The following is a 22,638-nucleotide window of genomic DNA, read 5'->3' as shown; positions in this document are numbered from 1 at the left end:
ATAGGATGATGTTTAAATAATTATTTATTTAGCAGCAAAAAGCTTTACATCTTCTTCGCTTACTTGACTGCCACCAAGAATTATTAAACGCTCAATAACGTTACGTAATTCACGTATATTACCCGTCCAGTCATAATCTTGTAGTAATTTAATAGCTTTATCTGAAAATGTTTTTTTAGCAGTACCTTGCTCGCCTGAAATTTTATCTGTAAAGTGGTTTATTAACAACGGAATATCATCACGTCTATCATTTAAAGCAGGCACTTTAATTAAAATAACGGCTAACCTGTGGTATAAATCTTCACGAAATTTACCATTGGCAATTTCCTTTTTTAAATCTTTATTGGTAGCTGCAATAACACGCACATTCACCTTAATATCTTTATCACTACCAACGCGCTGTATTTTATTTTCTTGTAATGCTCTAAGTACTTTTGCTTGAGCCGATAGGCTCATATCACCTATTTCATCTAAAAAAATAGTACCTCCATTTGCTGCTTCAAACTTACCAGCTCTGTCTTTATTTGCACTAGTAAAAGCACCTTTAACATGACCAAACAACTCACTTTCAATAAGTTCACTTGGTATTGCTGCGCAATTTACTTCTATCATGTTTGCTTTGGCTCTATCACTTTTTTCGTGTAACCAATGTGCCACAATTTCTTTACCTGTTCCGTTGGGGCCTGTAATTAAAACGCGCGCATCAGTTGGTGCTACTTTTTCTATAATTTCTTTAATTTGAGAAATTGCAGCACTTTCACCAACCATTTCGTATTTTTTGCTAACTTTTTTCTTTAGAATTTTATTTTCAACAACAAGTTCTTTTCTATCTAAAGCATTGCGTACAGTATTTAATAACCTGTTTAAATCAGGCGGTTTCGAAATATAATCAAAAGCTCCTAAACGCATGGTATTTACAGCAGTATCTAAATCTCCATGACCAGAAATCATAACCATAGGAATTTCTGGTTTTATTTTTTTAACGGCTTCTAATACTTCAACACCATCCATTTTAGGCATTTTAATATCACAAAGTATTAAATCATAATCTTCATTTTTCACTTTTTCAATACCTACTAAACCGTCTTCGGCCTCTTCAACCGTATAGGTATCGCTTTCTTCAGATAGTATTTTAACTAATACACGCCTAATAGCGGCTTCGTCTTCAATTATTAATATTTTTGGCATAATTATATTTTAAATTTGAGCCCCGTTCTTAAATAAAACGCATTTACGTCGTCTAATTTAAAAATTTCATCTCTATTATTGTTTCGTAATACATTATTTAATCTAAATGTATAACCTGTATACAAATACCCTACCAAATGTTTTGTAAACAAATATTCATAACCTAAACCACCCACAATTACAGAGAGAGACACGTTGTTTGCAATTTCACCATTTACATTTATACCACCTTGTAAATGTGCCAAATACCCATCTAAACCTACAAAAGTTTGCACTTTATTTTGAGTATTTATGGCATATTTTAAATTAGATTTTGGTACACCCAAATTAAAGCTCCAATGGTTATTAATTTCTCTGTAATAACTAACAAATGGTAACGGAAATGGCAAGCCTGTAGTGGCATTATACGTTAAACCCAACACTAACCTATATGGGCGTTTAAGTGTTTGGTCTTTTAATCGATCATTAACCGTGTAAACACCTCCATTTATAAAAAAATCATTGGATGTTAACGACTGTTCTAAATTTGAGGCAATTCTAGGATTAAATTTAATGCCCAAACGCCAATTATCATTCCATTTAAAAGTGTATCCTATGTTTAAATCTATAACATGAATAGTGTTTAATGCCGAAGTATCAAAAGGGTAATCTGCTTCAATATTTAAAAAAATATTATTGTATTCTGCCCCTAAAACTAAGTAGGTATGCGGTTTTAATTTTATAGGATAATTAAATAACGCCTTAATTTTTGTGTATTGATTGGGCGATTTACTTTTAGGTATAAAAGAATACTCTAAACGTGCCAAATCTGTTAATTGGGCGTTGCATAATTGAAAACACAAACACAGAAACACAGTTACTATGCCAGATTGCTTTGATAATTTTTTTATGTTCTGAAAAATAATATTGATTTTATTTGTTAATAATATGAATATCTCTTTGCGGAAACGGTATGCTAATATTGTGCTCTCTAAACAATTTATCAATTTCAAAACGAATATCACTTTTTGGAAATGTAGCTTTAAAACTATCGTTTAACGTAAAAACTAGTTTAAAATTTAGGGCGCTATCACCAAAATCGGCAAAAATAACACTTGGTTCTGGTTCGCTAATTACATCAGGATGTGTGCTTGCAGCTTGCAACAATAATTTTTTAACCAGTTGTACATCACTACCATAAGCAACACCAACATTTACAGATTCTCTGGTTGTTGTACCGTTTTGTGTCCAATTAAACAAACTGTTTTCTAAGTACAAATGATTTGGAATAACAAGTACTTTATTATCTATAGTAACAGCCCTTGTTGTGCGTAATTTAATTTCTTCAACACGCCCTATTTTTCCATCAATTTCAATAATGTCGCCTACATGAACGCTTTGGTCTATTAATATAAAAACACCCGAAATTATATCTTGAAATAAGGTTTGCAAAGCCAAACCAATACCAATTAACAAGGCTGCCGAAGCTGCAAATACCGCTGTAACATTAACGCCTACAGAATGTAACGTAATTAATAAAATAACAATGTAAATAAGCCACCTAAAATAACCGTAAACTACATTAAATTTAGTTTTATCATCTTGCGGAAGATTTCTTGTTATAAGCCTTAACAACACACGCAAAACAATGGTTGTTAAAAAAATAGCCGTTATTACTATTAAGAAATCTAGAATAGAAACACTTATTTTATCGGTGAAATCTATATGTAGATTTAAAAATTTCTTAATGGAAGTCCATAATGAACTTTGTGCAATAGACTCTTCAATATGTTCTAAACTTTGAGGCATATTTAATATTTAAGCCATTTAATTAACTCTTTATAACTTGGTTTTTTACCGTACATTAAAATACCAACCCTATAAATTTTTGCTGCAAACCAAACAGTGAGCATAAACGAACCTATTAAAATTAGTAATGCTAACAACTGTTGCCATATAGGTACACCAAAAGGTATACGCATAAGCATAACTACCGGTGATGTTAATGGAATATACGAGAAAACGGTTGAAACGGTTCCGTGTGGATCTTCAATTACCGTAAAAATACCAATGTATACCGCCAAAATTAACGGCATTAAAATAGGTAACATAAACTGTTGTGTATCTGTTTCATTATCAACTGCTGCACCAATGGCGGCATATAAAGAACTGTATAACAGATAGCCACCTATAAAGAAAAATACAAATGCTACAATTAAATTTATTAATGGCATATGGCTTAAGGCTTGTTTAAACGATTCAAAATAAAACTCAACATCACTACTTTGTGCTGCCATTGCTGCAATTTCTTGCTGTGGAGTAGCTTCCATTAAATTTATACCTAAAACTAATGATACTATTGTCATTAAAACACCGCCAAAAACAACCCAAATTACAAACTGCGTAATACCTGCTAATGATGTACCTATAATTTTACCTAACATTAACTGTACTGGTTTTACAGAAGAAATAATAACCTCTATAATTCTGCTAGTTTTTTCTTCAATAACGCTACGCATTATCATGTTACCATAAATTATAATAAACATAAAAAGTAAATAACCTGCAGCGCAACCAAAAACAAGCTTAATAACACTATCAATTTTTGATGATTCTTGGCCCGTGAAATTTTCTTGCCCAATATCAATGCGTACTTTTGAAGCTTCAATTTGCGCCACATTTAAACCTGCTTCTTGTAACTTTAAATTGGTTAACTTTTTTTCTAGTTTTCGTTCTAAATCTGAAATAACTGAAAGCGAAGGCGACTCTTCAGAATAAAATTTTATATGTTTTGAAACTTCATTTAAACTGTTTATTTTTTCAATATGAAGCAAGCCGTAGTTTGATGTAGTGCTTACAATTTCTTTTGCAACTGCTAATGACACATTATCTAAAATATCATAATGTGTTTGGGTTGTATTTTGAAATATTTCTTTTACCAAACCAGACTCATCTAACACTGAAATGGTTTTAACTTTCTCATTATTTAAATTGGTTAAATAGGCAATTACAGCAATTAACGCAATCATTATTATAGGACTTAAAATAGTCATTACAATAAATGATTTATTTTTAACCTTGGTTAAATATTCACGCTTTATTATTAGTGGTAAATGATTCATTTTTTAACTATTATTCTGTACCGTTTGAATAAAAATATCATTAGCGCTAGGTATAACCTCAACAAAATGATTAATGTACGCTTGGTTATTTAAAAAAGCTATTAAATCTTGGGCTTTTTCATTTTCAGAAAGTTTAATATTAAGCTTTAAATCATCGTTTAAAGATTTAAAATTTGCGTTTGAAATACTAAACTTTTCAGCTAATAAAGTTTTTAAATTTTCTTTATTTTCGGCTTCTAAACCTACCTCAAAGGTATTGGTTTTATACTGCCTTTTAATATCAATGAGCTTGCCTTCAATTAGCTTGTTAGATTTGTTTATAAGTGCTATATCATCACATAACTCTTCAACAGATTCCATACGGTGTGTTGAAAAAATAACCGTGGCTCCGTTGTCTCTTAAATTTAAAATTTCGTCTTTAATTAAATTTGCATTTATGGGGTCGAAGCCAGAAAAAGGTTCATCAAAAATTAATAATTTAGGATTATGCAATACGGTTACAACAAACTGTATTTTTTGTGCCATTCCTTTTGATAGTTCTTGAATTTTTTTGTTCCACCAATCGCCAATTTCTAGTCTATCAAACCAATATTTTAATCGGTTTTTAGCTTCGGTTTTACTCAAACCTTTTAATTGCGCTAAATACAAGGCTTGCTCACCCACTTTCATAGATTTATATAAACCACGTTCTTCAGGTAAATAACCAATATCTTTAATATGTGAAGGGTTTAATGGAACACCATCTAAATGCACTGTTCCTGCATCGGGCATGGTAATTTGGTTTATAATACGAATTAGCGTTGTTTTACCAGCACCATTGGGCCCTAACAGACCAAAAATACTACCTTTTGGCACATTAAGCGATACGTTATTGAGTGCTTTATAATCTCCAAAACTTTTTGAAACTTGGTTAACTTCTAATAAGTTACTCATATTTTATTTATCTGTAGTGATAGATTGTAAATATAAAAAGTTTGTATAACAGTTTTGGTAATAACTGTTATAAATAAGAAGAAATTAATGGCTAAAAAAACAAAACCCACCCTTAAAAAAATTAAGGATGGGAAAAAAATTGCTATGAAAAAGAAAAATTACCACTAATATAAATTAGTGATAGTTCAAATATAATTCTTTTTTCAATACTTTTTACAATTATGGCATATAACTTACAATTTAATGGTTTAAATGCCAGTAATTAATGTGTTTTCACTTAAAAAAGTAATGCTTTTTTATGAAAACATATCTTTAACTTTTTCAAAGAAAGATTTATCAGATTTTTCGGGTTTTGGGTCAAAATGCTCGTCTTCACGCATGCTTTCAAAAAACTCTTTTTGTTGTTTATTAAGCGTTTTAGGTGTCCAAACATTTACATGTACCAATAAATCTCCTTTACCATAACCATTTATACTTGGTATACCTTTTCCGCGTAAGCGCAAAATTTTACCAGACTGTACTCCTGCTTCAACTTTAATGCGTACTTTACCTGTTACAGTGTCTATTTCTTTTGATGTACCTAAAACCGCATCGGGGAAACTTACATATAAGTCATAATGTAAATTATCGCCTTCGCGTTGTAATTTATCGTGAGTTTCTTCTTCAATAACCACTAAAATATCGCCGGCAATTCCATTTCCTGGAGCTTCGTTTCCTTTACCAGAAACTTTTAATTGCATGCCTTCTACAACGCCTGCAGGAATTTTAATGGCTACGGTTTCTTCAACTATTTTTAACCCTTGTGCATCTGCATCAGCTGGTTTTTTGTCAATAACTTGTCCTGCGCCACCACAAACATTACACGGAGATGCTGTTTGCATTCTACCTAAAATAGTGTTCGCAATACGTGTAACTTGCCCTGTACCGTTACATGTTGAACATGTTTTGTATGTGGTACCAGGTGCTTGTATTTTACGTTTTACTTTAATTTTCTTTTCAACACCGTTGGCAATTTCTTCTAAAGTAAGTTTTACTCTAATTCTAAGGTTACTACCCTTAACTCTACGCTGGCCACCGCCACCGCCAAAACCAGAGAACCCGCCACCAAAGGCACCGCCAAAAATATCACCAAATTGACTAAAGATGTCGTCCATATTCATGCCGCCACCGCCAAAGCCGCTACCGTTTTCAAACGCTTGGTGGCCAAATTGGTCATAACGTGCTTTTTTATCGGCATCACTTAAAACCTCATATGCTTCGGCTGCTTCTTTAAACTTAGCTTCAGCATCTTTATCATCTGGATTTTTATCAGGATGAAATTCAATTGCTTTTTTGCGGTAAGCTTTTTTAATTTCGGCAGCACTTGCGCCTTTACTTATGCCTAATACTTCGTAATAATCTCTTTTTGCCATGTTTATATTTTATTGCCCAATAACTACTTTTGGGAATCTAATTACCTTTTCGCCTAACTTGTATCCTTTTTCAATTACGTCAATAATTTTTCCTTTTAAATCATCGGTTGGCGCAGGTATTTGTGTTACAGCTTCATGTGCATCTGCATTAAAAACATCACCTTTTTCAACAGTAATTGCTTTTAAGCCTTTTTGCTCTAGGGTAGATAGCATTTTTTGGTAAATTAACACAACACCTTTACGTAATTCTTCGGCTTCTTTATCTTCTTCAATGTGTGTTAAGGCACGCTCAAAATCATCAACAATTGGTAAAAGCGCTACCATAACTTCTTCATTGGCTGTTTTAAATAAATCTAAACGCTCTTTTGATGTGCGCTTTTTATAATTTTCAAACTCTGCAAAAAGACGTAAAAACTTGTCTTTTTCTTGTTTTACTTCTTGCTGCAGTTTTTCTTCAACCGTTAATTCTTCTTTTGGTTGTTCTTTGTTTTCTTCTTTTTCTACAGTCTCAGTTTGTGTAGCCTCCACTTGGTCTTGCTCTATATCTGTATTTTTTTCTTTGTTGCTCATTGTTACATGTTATTTATGTAAGTACACATTTGGTTGGCAAAAGTACTGCCATTATTATAAAAATGTCAAAATGTCACTAAAATATTTTAATTTTTTTTTATGATTTGGTTTCGCTTCATTTACCTAACTTTACACTACTTAACAAAAATCACTAAAAATGAAAAAACACATTTTATCTATTTGCGCATTAGCTATTTTAACATTAACGGCTTTTAGTTGTAAAGACAAAGCTAAAGAGGCAGAAACAAAGGCCGCTGAAGAGGCAGCCGTTGCAGAAGTAGCAGCAGAGACATATACAGTTAACACTGCTGAATCTTCTATTGCTTGGAAGGGCTACAAACCAACAGGCTCACATGATGGCACAATTAAAATAAGTAATGGTTCTTTTGAAATTACTGATGGTAAAATTGCAAGTGGTACTTTTACTATTGATATGAACTCTATTGTTGTTTTAGATATTCCTGCTGAAGATGAAGGTAATGGAAAATTAACTGGACACCTTAAAAATGCCGATTTTTTTGATGTTGAAAAATACCCAAATGCCACTTTTGAAATTACTGGCATGAGTGAAGCCGAAGGCAAAACAATGCTTTCTGGAAATTTAACTTTAAAAGAAAAAACTAATAACATTACAATTCCTGTTACTGTTAATACTGCTAATAACGGTTTAACATTAACTAGTGAAACTTTTACTATAGACCGCTCTAAATGGGATGTAAAATATGGTTCAAAATCATTTTTTGACAACCTTGGAGATAAGTTTATTAACGATGATATTGAATTACAAGTTACTGTAAAAGCTACTAAATAACATAGCTTTTAACAAAACACCAAGCCACCTAAAATTATTTAATTATTTTTAGGTGGCTTTTTTATTTAACCAACTAAACCTCTATGAAACATACTATTTTACTTTTTTGTATTACTGCTCTATTTTTTTCATGCAAAACCAATACCGAAACCACCAATAACACTGATACTGAAAACTGGATATCACTTTTTAACGGTAAAGATTTAAGTAATTGGGAAATTAAATTTGCAGGACACCAGTTAAACGACAATTACAAAAACACCTTTTTAGTACAAGATAGTATGATACGTGTGCGCTATGATAATTACACTAATTTTAATAACAAATTTGGGCATATGTATTACAAAACACCGTTTTCATACTACAAATTGAGTTTTGATTATAGGTTTGTAGGCGAACAGATTGAAGGCGGATCGCACTGGAATGTTAGAAACAGTGGTGTTATGTTACACTCACAATCGGCTGCAAGTAATGAAATTGGACAAACATTTCCAGTATCAGTTGAGTTACAATTACTTGGTGGTTTAGGTAACGCAAACAGAACTACTGGCAATGTTTGCACACCCGGAACTGCTGTAGTTATGAATGATACCATTAATTTTGATCATTGTATTAAATCATCATCAAAAACATATCACGGAGACCAATGGGTGCATGTTGATGCTACAGTTATGGGTGGTGAATACATGGAATTTATTATAAACAACTCTAGTGTTTTACGTTTTGAAAAACCACAAATAAACGGAGGTTTTATTACTGAAAAACAAGCTGGTAAAGATTGGGATAAAGCACAAATTGTTGAAACAAAAAATAACTGGATTGCAAAAAAAGGCCATATTTTAACCGAAGGCTACATTGCTTTACAAGCCGAAAGCAGTCCTATTGATTTTAAAAACTTAAAACTACTAAACCTTTGTGGTTGCATGGATAAAAAAGCTAAAAACTATAAAAGTTACTATGTGAAAAATAAGCCCGAAAGTTGTGAGTATTAGAGCTAATTAAAATTTTAAAGCCTGTAATTTTAAAAGTATTTTTTAAAAGAACATCATGAATATTTCTAAAAAACTTAAAATACTTAACTTAACATTACCAAACGTATCAACTCCCGGAGGCAGCTACGTTTCAGTAAATATTAGAAACCAAATAGCCTATATTGCCATTCAGTTTCCTATTTTAAATGATGTATTTAAATACCAAGGGCGCTTAGGTAATGATATTTCTACTGAAGAAGGTTATAATGCTATGCAACTTTGCGCATTAAATGTATTGGCTCAAGTTGATAAAAATATTGGTTTTGAAAACATTATTGGTTTAAACCATATTGATGCTTATTACCAATCTGCAGACCATTGGGATGACGCTCCTGAAGTTGTTAATGGCGCTTCAGATTTGTTTTTAAATGTTTTAGAAGAAAAAGGAAAACATGCTAGAGCTATTTTTGGCGTGCATAAACCTCCTAGAAACTTTAGTGTAGGGCTTACGGCTTCTTTTACTATAAAAACATTAGAGTAGTTTGTATTAATAGTTAATAAGGGTATTTATGTATAATAACATTATTAATTTAGGCTGAATACACACAAATACCCTTCTTAAAAATTTTGTTTTAATATTACATATATAATGCCGTTACTTACTCACCAAAACCTCTAGCTCTAGGCGTTTGTGTTTTTGTTTGGTATGTATCATTTGTAAAATCATCAAAAAAGCGATAGTAATTTGGATACCCATACTCAGACTCTAATTTATGACGTTTCACTCCCCAAGCATTAAACTTTTTAGTTGCTTCGTTTTGATTTCCTATTAAGAAAAAATAGTCATTTTTTGAAACCACAATACCTTTAGCATTTGTTAGCTCTAAAGTTACTAAAAACTGTTTTTCAACTTTATTTAAAATACTGGCGGATATACTTTCAAACTTCACAGCACTATTAGCTTTTACTGTACCTATATTAAAGGTTTCATTTTGTATAGTTTTTCCTTTTTCATCTTTAAAAACTACAGATGCTTTACAATTTTTATAATCTTCAAACAAATCATTTACTACCCATAACTCGCCTTTAAAAGTTTCGTTTTTAGACCACCTACGCTTAGTAAAAGCCAAATTAATTAATAATGGTTGATATGCTTTTTTAACAAAATTGTAAGAACGTTTTGGTTTTTGATAACTATCAACAATACCCCATTTCATATCTGGCCAATAGGTAATAAAATGGCAAAGTGCAATACCGCTTAAGTTTGGTTTTTGTCTTCTAAAATATTCTATTCCATTTTGAAAAATAACACCTTGGGCATCTTGTGTTGCGTTTACAAATTCTTCTAAAGAACCTGTCATTTCATCATTAAAAACATCCCAGTTTTGCATTCGCAAACGCACCAAATCTGCCCAATGATGCCCCCAACTTAAACCGGGTGTCCATAATTCATCTTCAGGAATAAACTTTTTTAAACTCTCAACCGAAGGTACCGATGTTATTGCAAACTCAGGAATTATTGGATACTCTAAAGTTTGTAACCAATCTTCATGCAAGAATTTACCCATACCGTAAAAATAGCGTAATGCATGGTGTGCTTCTTTTGGTTTAAAACCTGCTTCTTTTGAAACTTCGCAAGTTAGTGGTGAATCTGGTACATAAGGCAAGTTGGCATAAGCTTGCAATGAATCGCCTAAGCGCTCTAAAAAGGCTCTTCCAAAGTGAGCGTCTCTGGTTCTTAATAACATTTCTTCACCACCTTCCATCATTATTAGTGAGGGGTGATTTCTGCGTTCTTTTATAACACGAACTCCTTCATTAAAAATTTCGCCTAATAATTTTTCATCATTTGGAATATTTCCTGTGCCTAATGGAATAATATCTTGCCAAACGGTAATACCCATTTCATTACAATACTCATAAAACTCTGGAATTTCAGGTGGATGCCAACCAAAAATTCTAATATTATTCATATTGGCATCTTTTGCTAATTGAATAAGTTTTTTGTATTCGTTTAAATTTGTTCTTCCAACAAAAATATCTGGTGGCCCACCCCAACATGCTGAACGAATAAAATGGAATTTACCATTTATGTATGTTGAACGCGGAAAACTAACATCTACTCCTTTTTTAAAACCGGGATTCCATTTAGAGGTTACTTCTCTAATGCCAAAGGTAGTTTCATTAAAATCATGGTTTACATTTCCTTCTTTTAATGATATTCTAGCTTTGTATAAATTTGGTTTTCCCATATCCCATGGCCACCAAAGTTTTGGATTTTCAATTAAAACAGTATGTTTAATTTTATGAATTCCTGGATTTATTACAGCCGAAAATTTTACTGTATTAATTTTTGACGAAAAGTTTTTACCTTGAATTGTAGCTATAAAATTCATGGTTTTAGATACAGGCTCTGTATTTTCAACAGTTAATTCTAATGCTACATTAGCTGATCCATTTTTATTAATTTTTGTATTTGCATACACATCATCAAAACGCACTGTGCCGGTTGATACCATTTTTACATTTCTATGTATACCAAAAGGGGCAATATCGCGCCAATAATCACCAAACCAAGGTGTTTTTTTTCCTGCTACTAAAGCATTTACTTGTGGTGGCGGATCTAACTTAACCATAAGCATATTTGTGCTTTCTAAACGTTTTTTTGAAACTCTTAAATACTTTGTAACATCAAATGAAAAACCTGAAAAAGCGCCTTCGTGCCTACCTAAATAGTGCCCGTTCAACCAAACATCACAAGCATAATCAACCCCTTCAAAAATTATTTTAACCACTTTATTATCTATAGGTTCACTTACATGAAATTGGTGTGAATACCACCATTCATACTGCTGTACCCATTGTGCTTTTGTACTGTTTCTTCCAAAATACGGGTCTTCAATTATACCAGCTTTCCACAAATCTGTGTAAACATCTCCGGGTACTTTGGCATGATTCCAAACAAGTGATTCAATATCTTCTGGTGCTATTTGATGTAATCCTTTTTTAACACCTTCACCTGGCAACATCATTTTCATTTTCCATTTAACACCACTCAAATTTCTAATTAATTGACTGTTTTCTGTGTGAGAAACCATGGTATTAGGCTGTGCAACTGTTGCCGTTACTAAAAATATTAGTAATAGAAATAGTTTGTGTTTAGTTAATACTTTCATATTATTTAGAGTTTATCATTGATTACCAAAACTAAAATTATAATACCCAAATTTATATGATTATAATCATATATAAACTAATGTTTTATATACAAATACTAAACAAAAAACTTTTTTCCTAACATAAACTGTACAAGCATAAAAAAACCACCAATTAGTTGGTGGTTTTCAATATTTTAGATAGCGAACGTTTATCTTATAAAAACTAAATCATTTTTTGAAGACATTTCTTCACTGTAACCATAACCTTCGTAATTAAAACCTTTTAAATCATCAATTGTTTTTGCATTAGTATCTACTATGTAACGCGCCATCATACCGCGTGCTGCTTTGGCGTAAAATGAAATAACTTTGTATTGCCCGTTTTTAAAATCTTTAAAATTAGCAGTAACAACAGGAACTTTTAATGCCTTATTGTCTACAGCTTTAAAATATTCGTTACTAGCTAAATTTAAGAACAATTCATCATCTGTTAATTCATTATTTAAAGCTTCAGTTATTTTATTTTTCCAAAATTCATACAAATTCTTTTTAGTTCCAATAGGCATTTTTGTACCCATTTCTAAACGGTAAGGTTGTATTAAATCTGTTGGTTTTAGCAAACCATATAAACCCGAAAGAATTCTTACAGTATTTTGTAATGTATTTAATTTTTCTTGCGGAATAGTATATGCATCTAAACCTTTATAAACATCGCCACTAAAAGCATAAATTGCAGGTCTTGCATTTTCTTCTGAAAACGGTAAACGCCATGATTGATTTCTCTCATAATTCAATTGCCCCAAAGCATCAGAAATACTCATAAGCTTTGACAAACTTTTAGCCGATTTTTTTTTAAGTTCTTTATTTAAGCGTTCTGCTTCTTTTAAAAAAACAGCATCAGTGCGTGTATTTGTTGGCAATTTGGTTTCAAAATCTAACGATTTTGCTGGAGATATAACTAATTTCATAGAGGTTTTATTTATTACTCAAAATTACAATTACTTATTAAGTATTTAAGGTGGTATTTAAAAGTATTTGTAATGTAATTATAAAATAAATTTATGCGAATTATTTATTTTCTTTTTTGGGGTTGTATAAAATTATAATTTGAACAACCAATGCTAAAAACACCAATAAATATATTTCCATTTGGGTAAAAAGTTCAACAGTATCAATAGCTTTTTGGCTTATTGCCATTTGCCTACTACCTTCTTGTAACTGGATTTTTGACAAACTTTGCAGATTAGTTTTTATTTTAGAAATTGAAGCCAACACGTTATTATTAGTTTGAAAATTTGAATTAACATACGCTTTTTCAGCTGCTTGTAATTTTGTGAAATTTGACTTTAAATTTGTAAACTCATTATTTTCTTTGGGTGTTAGCTTAGTAATTTCATAAGCTTGAATATGCTCTTTAAGTGCAGAATTTAATGTTGAATTTTTAATTTTAAAAAACGAAGAGTCTATTAAAACCGCAGCCATTTCTTTTTGATGAATAGCTGCTTGCATTTCAAAAATAAGTCCTTTTACAACAAGTCTATCTTCATAAATTGTTTCTACAGAATCTCTTACCCTTACAAAGTTATTTCTGTCTACCAAATTGGTAATTACAATTAAAACAAAGATTATTAAAATGCCTAAAACCCATTTTATTTTGTTGTATACAGTCATTATTTTTTTTAGTTTAGTTACTGTATAAAAATAATTATTTAAAAAAAGAAAACCATAAAAAAAGCCCACCTTTAACATTATAGGTAGGCTTTCTTCTGTTAAACAAAAACAATCACTAATTAATTATTAAAACTTTAAGCTTTTTGATAGTTTACAGCTTGTAATCTGTTTTTTACTACAGCTTTTATTTTTGGCAATACTTCATTCATTATAAATGGCGGATAAGCTGCATCACCGGCTTTTAAAATTTCTTTTAAGGCATATTTCATATATGTTGTATGCACAATGGTACCAATATTTATTTTACTCATGCCCATTTTTATAGACTTTTGTATATCTGCATCAGGTATACCAGTACCACCATGTAAGACTAAAGGAACAGGCACTGCATTGGCTATTTCCTGTAACCTATTAAAATGAATTTTAGGCTCTGTAGGTGTAAAACCGTGTGCTGTACCAATACCAACAGCAATGATATCTACATCTGTTTCTTTATATAATTGTTTTACGTGGTCTACACTAGCTAAAAAATCATCATCACACTGCACTTTTACGCCACGGCCCATAATTTTTCCTATTTCGGCTTCAACAACAACACCCGCAGATTTTGCATAATTAACTACTTGTTTGGTCATGGCTATGTTTTCTTGTAATGATACTTGAGAACCATCAATCATTACAGAATCATATCCGGCATCAATAGCGCGTTTACATAAATCTACCGATGTACTATGGTCTAAATGCAGGTAAACGTTATTGTTTGCGTGTTTTTTAAATCCATCAACTAGCGAACGAAATACTTCTGGCGTGTTAAGTTCTGCTACCGGCGGATACGTCATTACCATGACATGTGTATCCATTTCATTAGCCGATTCTACTACCGCTTTCAAATCATAATTATCGTTTACATTAAACGCTGGTAAACAACGTTGTGTATTTCGGTAATCAATAAATAAGTCTTTTAAACTATTAAAATGCTGATTGTAAACAATTTTTGGCGGTTGTTTAATTACTGTGTCCATATAACTGATTTTTGCTTTGTTCAATATTAATATTTGTAATGTTTAGCCAATGGTTAAGCTCATTTAAATCTTTTTGCAAATAGCCTCTACCAATAATCCAATGATGATCTAAACCATTATTTAATACAGTGCTCAAAATATTACCTGCAGAATTTTTAAGAGGTGCTACTTCGGCATAACTTCCTCTAAATGCCATTTCAGATGTTTTTATTTCACCTTCCCAAACCAACACCTTTGAAGCATCTGGATATTGATATTTAGCTATGGTTACAGGGCCTTCTTTGTGTAAAAACTCTAACAACATCCCTACGCTACTAGCTTCATCAAAATTCTCTAAAATGCTATGATTTCTAACTTCATAACCTGTTTCTTCTTTTATTAATTTTGTTGGTGCGCCACCACAATGCCAAAAACCAATGTGATTTTTTTCTTTATTTACTAACGATAAATCTACTAATGTTGGAATACCTTCGCCAAAACTTAATTGATTAATAAGCACCATAGTTAAGAGGGCTCCCATATCAGATTCATCTGCAACAGGAATTCCTAAATCTTGAATTAATGCACCGGCACCATCGCCAGCAATTCCGTAGTGATCAAACAATTCTGGCCAGTTTTTTAAACCAATGCCTAAATAATCATTAATTCTTGCATAATCTGCTACAGCTAGTGATAAACGAATAGATTTTTCAATTTGCTCATCTGTTACATTATTAAATTTACATAACGGATGATGGAGCAACTCTTCTTTTATTTCAAAAATTATGGCGTTTGAAAATTTTTGACCATGTTGCCAAATGGTTTGAAAATCAATTCTATCTACCTTTATTCCAAAACGATTTAACAGTGCTAATTCATTTAATTCACAATCATAAAAACCAGGTACTCTAAACCCTCCAATCATACCAACTGCTTTTTGATTTATTGAGGCCACGGTGTATACAGATTTTGCAAATTTTAGAATATTGTCTTCAAAATCAACATCGTTTGGAGATTCAAACAACCACGAATACTTGACTCCGCATGAATTAAAAATATTTAACAAGAAATTTTGGCCACATAAACGATTGTTTGATAAACGCCCGCCAGTAACCTCATCATGCGACCAACTTAGTACCGGTATAACATTTTGGTTTAACCAACGTGCTAGAGTTGCCGCCAAATCTCCCGCAATAAATGATGCTTGGTATATTATTAATCCATCAATATTTTGAGCATGCATACTCTGTAACCACTCATGTATTTCTTCTTTAGTTTGCAGTGGCTGGTTTGCTGCTGTAAGCTCAAATTTATCTACTGGCAATACCTGCTTTAAACTGTTTTTTGCTTTATTGTAGTTTGAAAGTATAGATTGCCAATTAAAATGCTCTTCTAAACCAATACCAACCAAAGCAATTTTTGATACGTAGGCTGGTTTTGCAGGTGTTATAACCTTTTCAAATAAATGGCTAACAATGCCATTTTTAACTGATATATTGTTTAATAATTCCATGTTAGAATAGTTTAGTTTGTTACTAATATTGGTGCATTTTGTTGCATAAATTCTGCTGTAGGCAAATAAGTACGTCCGCCAAAATATTTTGCAACTTCTGATGCATAAAAGCTTGCATATAAAAGTCTATTTTCTAAAGAAAACCCTTGTAATAATGCAGCTGCATAAGCCGCATGAAAGGCATCACCACAGCCTGTTGTATCAACAACTTTTACTTTAAATGACGGCTGATGAATTACTAATTTATCTTGTATTGCAAAAGCACCATTTGCTCCATCAGTTATAACAACTTGCCCTGTTGTGAGGTTTTGTAATGATTTTAAACAGGCCTCGGCTGTTTTTTTACCCGTAATATTTTGAGCACATTCAAGAGGCAAAATAGGGTGCGTACTTAATTTTAACATTTGTAGCATAACTTCTAAATTGCCAGATTCCATATCTAAAACAGTAGGTATTCCAAAGCGTTTGGCTAAGCGTAAAAGGTGTAGATTAATTTCGGTATCATAACCATCAACTAATATTAAATCAAATTTTGCTATTTGATTTTCGCTTACATCTAAAAATGAAAATGGTATATAATTTTCCATAGAATATAAAACTGTACGCTCGCCTTTATCGTCTACTTGAACAATAGCCACAGCTGGAGATGCTTCTTTTCTAAAAAATAAAAAATCATCTTTTACCCCAAACCTTTTCAATTCATTTTGCGCTACAATGCTTAATGCATCATCTCCTAAATAACCTAAAAAATAGGTTTCAAAACCCAAGGAAGATAATGCACATGCTGCATTACCTGCAGGAGCGCCACCTTGCATTTTTATGCCTTCTGTTTCGTTTTTATAACCCACTTTAATTTCTGAAGGAACAGACACCAAAAGGTCAACAACATTTAAACCACTACACAATACTTTCATAACGTATATTTTAATACTTCAAAGGTATTAGTGAAATAGAATTATTTTAAATGTAAAATTCATCAAAACATGTACTATTTTAATTAAATTTGAAGTAACTTATAAAAGCCAAACACATGAAACCACAATTAGAACATATTACACATGATGTTAACAGTTCGGTATTAGCTTTTATATTTGAAGAAACAAAGTTTACCGCACCTTGGCACTACCATGCAGATTTTGAGCTTACATATATTTTAAAAGGCAGCGGCATTAGGCATGTTGGCAATAGTATTGATAATTTTTTTGCAGGAGATTTAGTGCTTATTGGCAGTAACACACCCCATTGCTGGATAAATGAAAAAGACTACAGCGGCGGTGTAAAATCTATTTGTTTACAATGGGAACCCTACATTTTAAACGGTTTTTTAAATACGAACAAAGAGTTAAAAGCATTAAAAAAAATGCTTAAAATTGCCAGTGCTGGTATTAAATTTACAAATGCAAGTTTCACCAAAACCATTGGCAAAAAAATGCTGGATTTATTAACGTTACCTGCCGATAAAAAGCTTATACATTTTCTAGATATTTTAACAGATTTATCGCATTGTGAAGCTACTAAACTATTATCTGTTGAAGGAGACGCTTTTCAATTTTCTGAAAAAACAGATTATAGAACCAAGGTTGTTTTAGATTATTTAGAGCAAAACTATCATAAAAAAATTATACTTAATGATGTAGCTAACATTACCCATTTATCAGTTGGTGCTTTTTGTAAATTTTTCAAAACACAATTTAACCGAAGTTTTACAAATTACTTAAATGAATTTAGAATTAGAAAAACTTGTATACTTTTACAAGAAACTAACGATAAGCTAATTGATATAAGTTTTAAATGTGGTTATGAAAACATGGCTTTTTTTCATAGACAGTTTAAAAAATACATGCAAATAACACCACACGAATACCGTAAAACTATTTTTAAATCTGTTCACCCTTTTATAGCGTAAAAACCACTATAATTCTTGATGTTTTGAGTAGTTACGCCATTTTTCAACACATTGCTGAATATCATTAGGAACTACTGAAGTAAAACGCATAAATTCACCCGTTTTTGGATGTTGAAAACCTAATGTTTTTGCGTGTAATGCTTGCCTTGGCAATACCTTAAAGCAATTATCTACAAATTGTTTGTACTTTGTAAATGTTGTGCCTTTAAGTATTTTTTCGCCACCGTAACGCTCATCATTAAACAGTGTATGCCCAATATGTTTCATATGTACACGTATTTGATGTGTACGCCCTGTTTCTAATTTACAAGATATTAGTGTTACATAGCCTAAACGCTCTAAAACTTTATAATGTGTTACGGCTGGTTTACCTTTTTCGGCTTCATCACCTAAAAAAACGGTGTTTTGTAGCCTGTTCTTAGGGTGTCTTCCTATGTTGCCTTCTACTGTTCCTTCATCAGCTTCAACATTACCCCAAACAAGTGCTACGTATTCACGCTCGCTTGTTTTTTGGGCAAACTGGTTTGATAAATGATTCATTGCGTGTTCGGTTTTAGCAACCACCAAAAGTCCGCTTGTATCTTTATCTATTCTATGTACTAAACCAGGCCTATCACTAGAGTTATTGGGTAAATTATCAAACCTATAAATAAGCGCATTTATTAATGTACCAGCATAATTACCGTGCCCAGGGTGCACCACCATGCCTGCCGGCTTGTTTACCACCAAAAGCTCTTCATCTTCATAAACAACATCTAAAGGTATGTTTTCACCAACTAGCAAACCTTCGTAGGTTGGGTGCTCAAACATTACTTTTATAACATCATCGGGCTTTACTTTATAATTTGACTTTACAGCTACACCATTCACAAAAATATTACCGTTTTTTGCGGCCGCTTGAATTTTATTTCGGGTGGCATTTTCAATAAAATTCATTAAATATTTATCTACACGCAAAGGGGTTTGCCCTTTTCCTACGGTAAATGAATAATGTTCGTGCAAACTATCGTCTTCGGGTAACTGTGGTGTGTAATCTTCCATTAAATACTAGTTACTTGGCCTATTACCGTTACCTAAAACCAAATCTATAACTGATGTTTTTGGTAATTTATCTCCAGGTTTTAATAAATTGCCTTTATGATACATTTTCAAAACTAAATCTTTACCAATATTGTCTTCATAAGTAATTTTTCCAACAACAAATTCTAAAGCTTCTAAATTTGGTTTTGCTTGCCTAAAAGTACGCTCTCTTAAATCTGGCACTTCAATTTTTCTGTAACCCGAAGGGTTTAGAGTAATATATATTTTTCTGTTTTCTTTTACTTGAGCACCAGCAACAGGATCTTGTTCTATTACTGAAAACTTTGGAAAATCTGGATTATAATTAGACGAATCTTGTATTTGCATTACCAAGTTATTATCCTTAAGTGCCATTTGAGCCACACTAATAGATTTTCCTTTTAAATCTGGTACCGTTTCAAAATCGCCATGGTTTGTGTAGCCTTTTAACCACATTAACATAATATAGCACAATACAACTACAGCCACTACAGCTAATAATACTTGCTTAAAAAAAGCTTTGCTTACTAAAAATTTAATAATACTCATGGGCAGAATTTTGAATACGCAAATATATAAAAACAGAACTGCTTTTTCTTTTGCAATTTATATGATATTTTAGCTTATAAATTAAAATACGAAATATCACTGGTTTTAGACGTACACTTAACTTACTTAAATGAAAAAAAATATTGCCATTATTATGGGCGGATATTCTAGTGAATATCAAATCTCATTAAAAAGCGGAAACGTTGTTTACAACACTTTAAACAAAGAAAAATATAACGCCTACCGCATTCACATTTTTAAAGATAAATGGGTGTATGTTGATGCTAATGATAATGAATTTACCATTGATAAAAATAATTTTACCACCAACGTTAATAACACAACATTAAAGTTTGATTGTGTTTTTAATGCCATCCATGGTGCCCCTGGCGAAAACGGTTATATGCAAGCCTATTTTGAGCTTTTGGGCATTCCGCATACAAGTTGTGGCATGTACCAAGCATCAATTACCTTTAATAAGCGCGATTGTTTGAGTATTTTAAAACCCTATGGTATTAAAACAGCCCAATCATATTACTTAAATTTAGGTGATATTATTAATGAAGATGCTATTATAAAAAAAGTAGGCTTACCCTGTTTTGTAAAAGCTAATAAAGCTGGTAGTAGTTTTGGCGTTTCAAAAGTGCATAAAAAAGAAGATTTACAAAACGCTATTAATGTTGCTTTTAAAGAAGATGACGAAATTATAATTGAACAATTTTTAGATGGTACCGAAGTATCTGTTGGGGTCATTAATTTTAAAGGTGAAACTAAAGTTTTACCTATAACCGAAATTGTTAGTGAAAATGATTTTTTTGATTATGAAGCAAAATACTTAGGAAAATCTCAAGAAATAACACCAGCAAGACTTACCAAAAACCAAGAAAACAAAGTAAACATTTTAGCCGCCAAAGTATATGATGTTTTAAAAATGACTGGTTTTTCTAGAAGTGAATTTATTTTTAAAGATAATGAGCCACATTTACTAGAAATAAACACCGTACCAGGCTTAACCAAAGAAAGCATACTACCGCAACAAGCCGCCATAGCGGGCATTACGCTTGCCGATTTATTTGACAATGCCATTGAAGAAGCCTTAAAATAATTGACATAATCTTTATTTTTTATTTACTTATATTTGAGTACTAACCACAACTAATTAAAATGATTTTTTACGGTACAAAAGCTTCCCGGTTAAAAGATGGTCAAATAAACCACGTAACTTGCCCTAATTGCAACAACCAAACATCCATGAATTATGGCATATTTGGTAAATATTTTTACATTTATTGGATTCCTATTTTTCCTATTGGAAAAACAAATATTTTAGAATGTAATCACTGTAAAAAAACATTCAAACTAAAAGAATTACCGCAACAAATAAAGCATAAATTTGAACTTGTTAAACATAAGGGCACACCTCTTTGGCACTTTACGGGCTTAGCCATTATACTGCTTGCTATTGGTTACTTTACATATTCAAATGCTAAACACAAAGAAGACGAAGTGGTATTTATAAAAGAACCTGTAATAGGTGATATTTATTCATACAAAGACCCCGATTCTGGCAATTTTTCAACCATGAAAGTTATTAATGTATCTAGAGACAGCATACGCGTAGTTTATAACGACTATTTAGTTGATAAACGCACAGGTATTTCAAAAATAGATAAAGTCAGTAATTACAACGATACTACCGAAAATTTATCTAGAATAGAAATTGTTGTTTTATATAATGATAACGTTATTTACAACATAGAAAGGCACTAAACTTAAATTATTAGCTGTAAAAACAAGTAAAAATGAAACGCGCAATATTCCCAGGATCTTTTGATCCGCTAACTTTAGGTCATTATGATATTATTACAAGAGGCGTTACGCTTTTTGATGAACTTGTTGTAGCTATTGGTATTAATGCCGACAAAAAATACATGTTTACTTTAGATGAACGTAAAGCTTTTATTGAAAACGCTTTTGCTAATGAGCCAAAAGTTAAAGTTGTCACCTACAAAGGTTTAACGGTTGATTTTTGCAAAGAAATTAATGCCGATTTTATTTTAAGAGGACTAAGAAATCCGGCCGATTTTGAGTTTGAAAAAGCCATTGCACATACCAACAGAAATTTAGCAACTATTGAAACCGTATTTTTATTAACTGCTGCAAATACATCATACATTTCATCTTCAATTGTGCGTGATGTCATTAGAAACAAAGGTGATTACACCAAACTTGTACCCAGTAGCGTTAGAGCTAAATAACATAAAACATGTAACATTTTAAATGTATTTAGTACTTATATAGTAAGAATACTTACAAAATGCTACACCACATTACATATTATTTTTTTAAGTTGAATATTATGCAGCCTTCACAAAAAACCATCCATATTTGGCAACATAGTGGCTACATTAACAGGTTAGAATATTGCCTAAAAAAAGGTAATTACAACACTAGAAAATTTGCAGCTATTGCCCTTGGCCGTTTAGGTTTAAAATCTTCTGTTCCTGTTTTACTACATGCTATTAATGATAAAGTGCAAAACGTATCTGTAGCTGCATTAAATGCTTTAGAAAACATTAATTATAATGATAATTTAATGTCTTTAATTATTAAAAAACGATTTTATTGGGTTAAAACGCAACAAGAAAAGAAAGCAAAACAAGAGGCTAATAAAGGCAAAAAATATACTATTTACCGTTGGGAGCGCGCCAGTAAAAAATCATTTGACCGTGTAAAAGAACAATTAAAGAAACCTATTAGATAAACTAAAAAAAATGCCTTTTGAAAAAACAAAA

The 22,638-nt window shown here is 31.7% G+C and carries 23 protein-coding genes; 8 read left to right on the top strand and 15 right to left on the bottom strand.

What is annotated here, in order from left to right; all coding sequences use genetic code 11:
• Nucleotides 1-24: 24 nt before the first annotated feature.
• From ACYX4H_RS09720 to ACYX4H_RS09690, 7 genes are all read right to left on the bottom strand, one after another.
• Complete coding sequence (locus tag ACYX4H_RS09720) at nt 25-1,188, bottom strand: sigma-54-dependent transcriptional regulator (protein ID WP_476236059.1); 1,164 nt, start codon at nt 1,186-1,188, stop codon at nt 25-27.
• Nucleotides 1,189-1,190: 2 nt separating this feature from the next.
• Nucleotides 1,191-2,030 carry a DUF6268 family outer membrane beta-barrel protein gene (locus tag ACYX4H_RS09715; protein WP_476236058.1) on the bottom strand — a complete coding sequence of 280 codons (840 nt, stop codon included), beginning with the start codon at nt 2,028-2,030 and terminating at the stop codon, nt 1,191-1,193.
• A gap of 70 nt (nt 2,031-2,100) precedes the next feature.
• Nucleotides 2,101-2,976 carry a mechanosensitive ion channel family protein gene (locus tag ACYX4H_RS09710; RefSeq protein ID WP_476236057.1) on the bottom strand — a complete coding sequence of 292 codons (876 nt, stop codon included), beginning with the start codon at nt 2,974-2,976 and terminating at the stop codon, nt 2,101-2,103.
• A 2-nt stretch (nt 2,977-2,978) separates the two neighbouring features.
• Nucleotides 2,979-4,289 carry an ABC transporter permease gene (locus ACYX4H_RS09705; protein WP_476236056.1) on the bottom strand — a complete coding sequence of 437 codons (1,311 nt, stop codon included), beginning with the start codon at nt 4,287-4,289 and terminating at the stop codon, nt 2,979-2,981.
• Nucleotides 4,290-4,292: 3 nt separating this feature from the next.
• The gene (locus tag ACYX4H_RS09700; RefSeq protein WP_476236055.1) at nt 4,293-5,222 is read right to left on the bottom strand and encodes an ABC transporter ATP-binding protein; all 930 of its coding nucleotides are present in this window, start codon (nt 5,220-5,222) and stop codon (nt 4,293-4,295) included.
• Nucleotides 5,223-5,518: 296 nt separating this feature from the next.
• Entirely contained in the window at nt 5,519-6,634 is a 1,116-nt protein-coding gene (gene dnaJ / locus ACYX4H_RS09695; protein WP_476236054.1) for a molecular chaperone DnaJ, read from the bottom strand.
• 9 nt (nt 6,635-6,643) lie between these two features.
• A complete protein-coding gene (locus tag ACYX4H_RS09690; RefSeq protein WP_475294241.1) occupies nt 6,644-7,204 on the bottom strand; it encodes a nucleotide exchange factor GrpE in 561 nt (186 codons plus the stop codon).
• A gap of 157 nt (nt 7,205-7,361) precedes the next feature.
• Between ACYX4H_RS09690 and ACYX4H_RS09685 the strand changes: the two genes are divergently transcribed.
• The 3 genes from ACYX4H_RS09685 to ACYX4H_RS09675 all read left to right on the top strand — a co-directional run bounded on the left by ACYX4H_RS09685 (nt 7,362) and on the right by ACYX4H_RS09675 (nt 9,527).
• Complete coding sequence (locus ACYX4H_RS09685; RefSeq protein ID WP_475294242.1) at nt 7,362-8,015, top strand: YceI family protein; 654 nt, start codon at nt 7,362-7,364, stop codon at nt 8,013-8,015.
• Nucleotides 8,016-8,098: 83 nt separating this feature from the next.
• On the top strand, nt 8,099-9,007 hold the full coding sequence (locus ACYX4H_RS09680) for a 3-keto-disaccharide hydrolase (protein WP_476236053.1): 909 nt from the start codon (nt 8,099-8,101) through the stop codon (nt 9,005-9,007).
• Nucleotides 9,008-9,062: 55 nt separating this feature from the next.
• Nucleotides 9,063-9,527, top strand: a complete 465-nt coding sequence (locus tag ACYX4H_RS09675; RefSeq protein WP_476236052.1) for a RidA family protein — start codon at nt 9,063-9,065, stop codon at nt 9,525-9,527.
• A gap of 118 nt (nt 9,528-9,645) precedes the next feature.
• Here the strand turns inward: ACYX4H_RS09675 and ACYX4H_RS09670 are convergent, their stop codons facing one another.
• From ACYX4H_RS09670 to ACYX4H_RS09645, 6 genes are all read right to left on the bottom strand, one after another.
• Entirely contained in the window at nt 9,646-12,162 is a 2,517-nt protein-coding gene (locus tag ACYX4H_RS09670) for a glycoside hydrolase family 2 protein (RefSeq protein WP_476236051.1), read from the bottom strand.
• 191 nt (nt 12,163-12,353) lie between these two features.
• On the bottom strand, nt 12,354-13,112 hold the full coding sequence (yaaA, locus tag ACYX4H_RS09665; RefSeq protein ID WP_476236050.1) for a peroxide stress protein YaaA: 759 nt from the start codon (nt 13,110-13,112) through the stop codon (nt 12,354-12,356).
• Nucleotides 13,113-13,212: 100 nt separating this feature from the next.
• Nucleotides 13,213-13,815 (bottom strand): MCP four helix bundle domain-containing protein, encoded by a 603-nt coding sequence (locus tag ACYX4H_RS09660; RefSeq protein ID WP_476236049.1) that lies wholly within the window; start codon nt 13,813-13,815, stop codon nt 13,213-13,215.
• A 134-nt stretch (nt 13,816-13,949) separates the two neighbouring features.
• The gene (locus ACYX4H_RS09655; protein WP_476236048.1) at nt 13,950-14,837 is read right to left on the bottom strand and encodes a class II fructose-bisphosphate aldolase; all 888 of its coding nucleotides are present in this window, start codon (nt 14,835-14,837) and stop codon (nt 13,950-13,952) included.
• On the bottom strand, nt 14,821-16,329 hold the full coding sequence (locus tag ACYX4H_RS09650; protein ID WP_476236047.1) for an L-fucose/L-arabinose isomerase family protein: 1,509 nt from the start codon (nt 16,327-16,329) through the stop codon (nt 14,821-14,823). The genes ACYX4H_RS09655 and ACYX4H_RS09650 overlap by 17 nt, the downstream gene beginning before the upstream one ends.
• Before the next feature lie 11 nt (nt 16,330-16,340).
• The gene (locus tag ACYX4H_RS09645) at nt 16,341-17,243 is read right to left on the bottom strand and encodes a carbohydrate kinase family protein (protein WP_476236046.1); all 903 of its coding nucleotides are present in this window, start codon (nt 17,241-17,243) and stop codon (nt 16,341-16,343) included.
• A gap of 116 nt (nt 17,244-17,359) precedes the next feature.
• Between ACYX4H_RS09645 and ACYX4H_RS09640 the strand changes: the two genes are divergently transcribed.
• Nucleotides 17,360-18,235 (top strand): AraC family transcriptional regulator, encoded by an 876-nt coding sequence (locus tag ACYX4H_RS09640; protein ID WP_476236045.1) that lies wholly within the window; start codon nt 17,360-17,362, stop codon nt 18,233-18,235.
• 6 nt (nt 18,236-18,241) lie between these two features.
• Here ACYX4H_RS09640 and ACYX4H_RS09635 read toward each other — a convergent pair whose 3' ends face one another.
• Nucleotides 18,242-19,276, bottom strand: a complete 1,035-nt coding sequence (locus ACYX4H_RS09635; protein ID WP_475294252.1) for an RluA family pseudouridine synthase — start codon at nt 19,274-19,276, stop codon at nt 18,242-18,244.
• 6 nt (nt 19,277-19,282) lie between these two features.
• Nucleotides 19,283-19,843, bottom strand: coding sequence for a PASTA domain-containing protein (locus ACYX4H_RS09630; RefSeq protein WP_476236044.1), 561 nt, complete (start codon nt 19,841-19,843; stop codon nt 19,283-19,285).
• A 130-nt stretch (nt 19,844-19,973) separates the two neighbouring features.
• Between ACYX4H_RS09630 and ACYX4H_RS09625 the strand changes: the two genes are divergently transcribed.
• The 4 genes from ACYX4H_RS09625 to ACYX4H_RS09610 all read left to right on the top strand — a co-directional run bounded on the left by ACYX4H_RS09625 (nt 19,974) and on the right by ACYX4H_RS09610 (nt 22,607).
• Entirely contained in the window at nt 19,974-20,948 is a 975-nt protein-coding gene (locus ACYX4H_RS09625) for a D-alanine--D-alanine ligase (protein WP_476236043.1), read from the top strand.
• Between the two features lie 59 nt (nt 20,949-21,007).
• Nucleotides 21,008-21,613: a zinc-ribbon domain-containing protein gene (locus ACYX4H_RS09620; protein ID WP_476236042.1), complete on the top strand. Its 606-nt coding sequence runs from the start codon at nt 21,008-21,010 to the stop codon at nt 21,611-21,613.
• Nucleotides 21,614-21,645: 32 nt separating this feature from the next.
• On the top strand, nt 21,646-22,101 hold the full coding sequence (coaD, locus tag ACYX4H_RS09615; RefSeq protein ID WP_475294256.1) for a pantetheine-phosphate adenylyltransferase: 456 nt from the start codon (nt 21,646-21,648) through the stop codon (nt 22,099-22,101).
• A gap of 101 nt (nt 22,102-22,202) precedes the next feature.
• The gene (locus ACYX4H_RS09610; RefSeq protein WP_476236041.1) at nt 22,203-22,607 is read left to right on the top strand and encodes a HEAT repeat domain-containing protein; all 405 of its coding nucleotides are present in this window, start codon (nt 22,203-22,205) and stop codon (nt 22,605-22,607) included.
• The last annotated feature ends 31 nt before the right edge of the window (nt 22,608-22,638 follow it).

The sequence above is a fragment of the Seonamhaeicola sp. ABD4_340 genome, from assembly GCF_056312135.1.
This window is presented reverse-complemented; position numbering and strand designations above follow the sequence as displayed.

Bases quoted from the DNA above. Each gene is read 5' to 3' on its own strand.
- ACYX4H_RS09680 (WP_476236053.1), top strand. From the start codon at position 8,099: ATGAAACATACTATTTTACTTTTTTGTATTACTGCTCTATTTTTTTCA.
- ACYX4H_RS09630 (WP_476236044.1), bottom strand. From the start codon at position 19,843: ATGAGTATTATTAAATTTTTAGTAAGCAAAGCTTTTTTTAAGCAAGTA.
- ACYX4H_RS09685 (WP_475294242.1), top strand. From the start codon at position 7,362: ATGAAAAAACACATTTTATCTATTTGCGCATTAGCTATTTTAACATTA.
- ACYX4H_RS09645 (WP_476236046.1), bottom strand. From the start codon at position 17,243: ATGAAAGTATTGTGTAGTGGTTTAAATGTTGTTGACCTTTTGGTGTCT.
- ACYX4H_RS09690 (WP_475294241.1), bottom strand. From the start codon at position 7,204: ATGAGCAACAAAGAAAAAAATACAGATATAGAGCAAGACCAAGTGGAG.
- ACYX4H_RS09655 (WP_476236048.1), bottom strand. From the start codon at position 14,837: ATGGACACAGTAATTAAACAACCGCCAAAAATTGTTTACAATCAGCAT.
- ACYX4H_RS09720 (WP_476236059.1), bottom strand. From the start codon at position 1,188: ATGCCAAAAATATTAATAATTGAAGACGAAGCCGCTATTAGGCGTGTA.
- ACYX4H_RS09675 (WP_476236052.1), top strand. From the start codon at position 9,063: ATGAATATTTCTAAAAAACTTAAAATACTTAACTTAACATTACCAAAC.
- dnaJ (WP_476236054.1), bottom strand. From the start codon at position 6,634: ATGGCAAAAAGAGATTATTACGAAGTATTAGGCATAAGTAAAGGCGCA.
- ACYX4H_RS09670 (WP_476236051.1), bottom strand. From the start codon at position 12,162: ATGAAAGTATTAACTAAACACAAACTATTTCTATTACTAATATTTTTA.
- yaaA (WP_476236050.1), bottom strand. From the start codon at position 13,112: ATGAAATTAGTTATATCTCCAGCAAAATCGTTAGATTTTGAAACCAAA.
- ACYX4H_RS09700 (WP_476236055.1), bottom strand. From the start codon at position 5,222: ATGAGTAACTTATTAGAAGTTAACCAAGTTTCAAAAAGTTTTGGAGAT.
- ACYX4H_RS09620 (WP_476236042.1), top strand. From the start codon at position 21,008: ATGATTTTTTACGGTACAAAAGCTTCCCGGTTAAAAGATGGTCAAATA.
- ACYX4H_RS09705 (WP_476236056.1), bottom strand. From the start codon at position 4,289: ATGAATCATTTACCACTAATAATAAAGCGTGAATATTTAACCAAGGTT.
- ACYX4H_RS09625 (WP_476236043.1), top strand. From the start codon at position 19,974: ATGAAAAAAAATATTGCCATTATTATGGGCGGATATTCTAGTGAATAT.
- ACYX4H_RS09660 (WP_476236049.1), bottom strand. From the start codon at position 13,815: ATGACTGTATACAACAAAATAAAATGGGTTTTAGGCATTTTAATAATC.
- ACYX4H_RS09635 (WP_475294252.1), bottom strand. From the start codon at position 19,276: ATGGAAGATTACACACCACAGTTACCCGAAGACGATAGTTTGCACGAA.
- ACYX4H_RS09650 (WP_476236047.1), bottom strand. From the start codon at position 16,329: ATGGAATTATTAAACAATATATCAGTTAAAAATGGCATTGTTAGCCAT.
- ACYX4H_RS09640 (WP_476236045.1), top strand. From the start codon at position 17,360: ATGAAACCACAATTAGAACATATTACACATGATGTTAACAGTTCGGTA.
- ACYX4H_RS09710 (WP_476236057.1), bottom strand. From the start codon at position 2,976: ATGCCTCAAAGTTTAGAACATATTGAAGAGTCTATTGCACAAAGTTCA.
- coaD (WP_475294256.1), top strand. From the start codon at position 21,646: ATGAAACGCGCAATATTCCCAGGATCTTTTGATCCGCTAACTTTAGGT.
- ACYX4H_RS09610 (WP_476236041.1), top strand. From the start codon at position 22,203: ATGCAGCCTTCACAAAAAACCATCCATATTTGGCAACATAGTGGCTAC.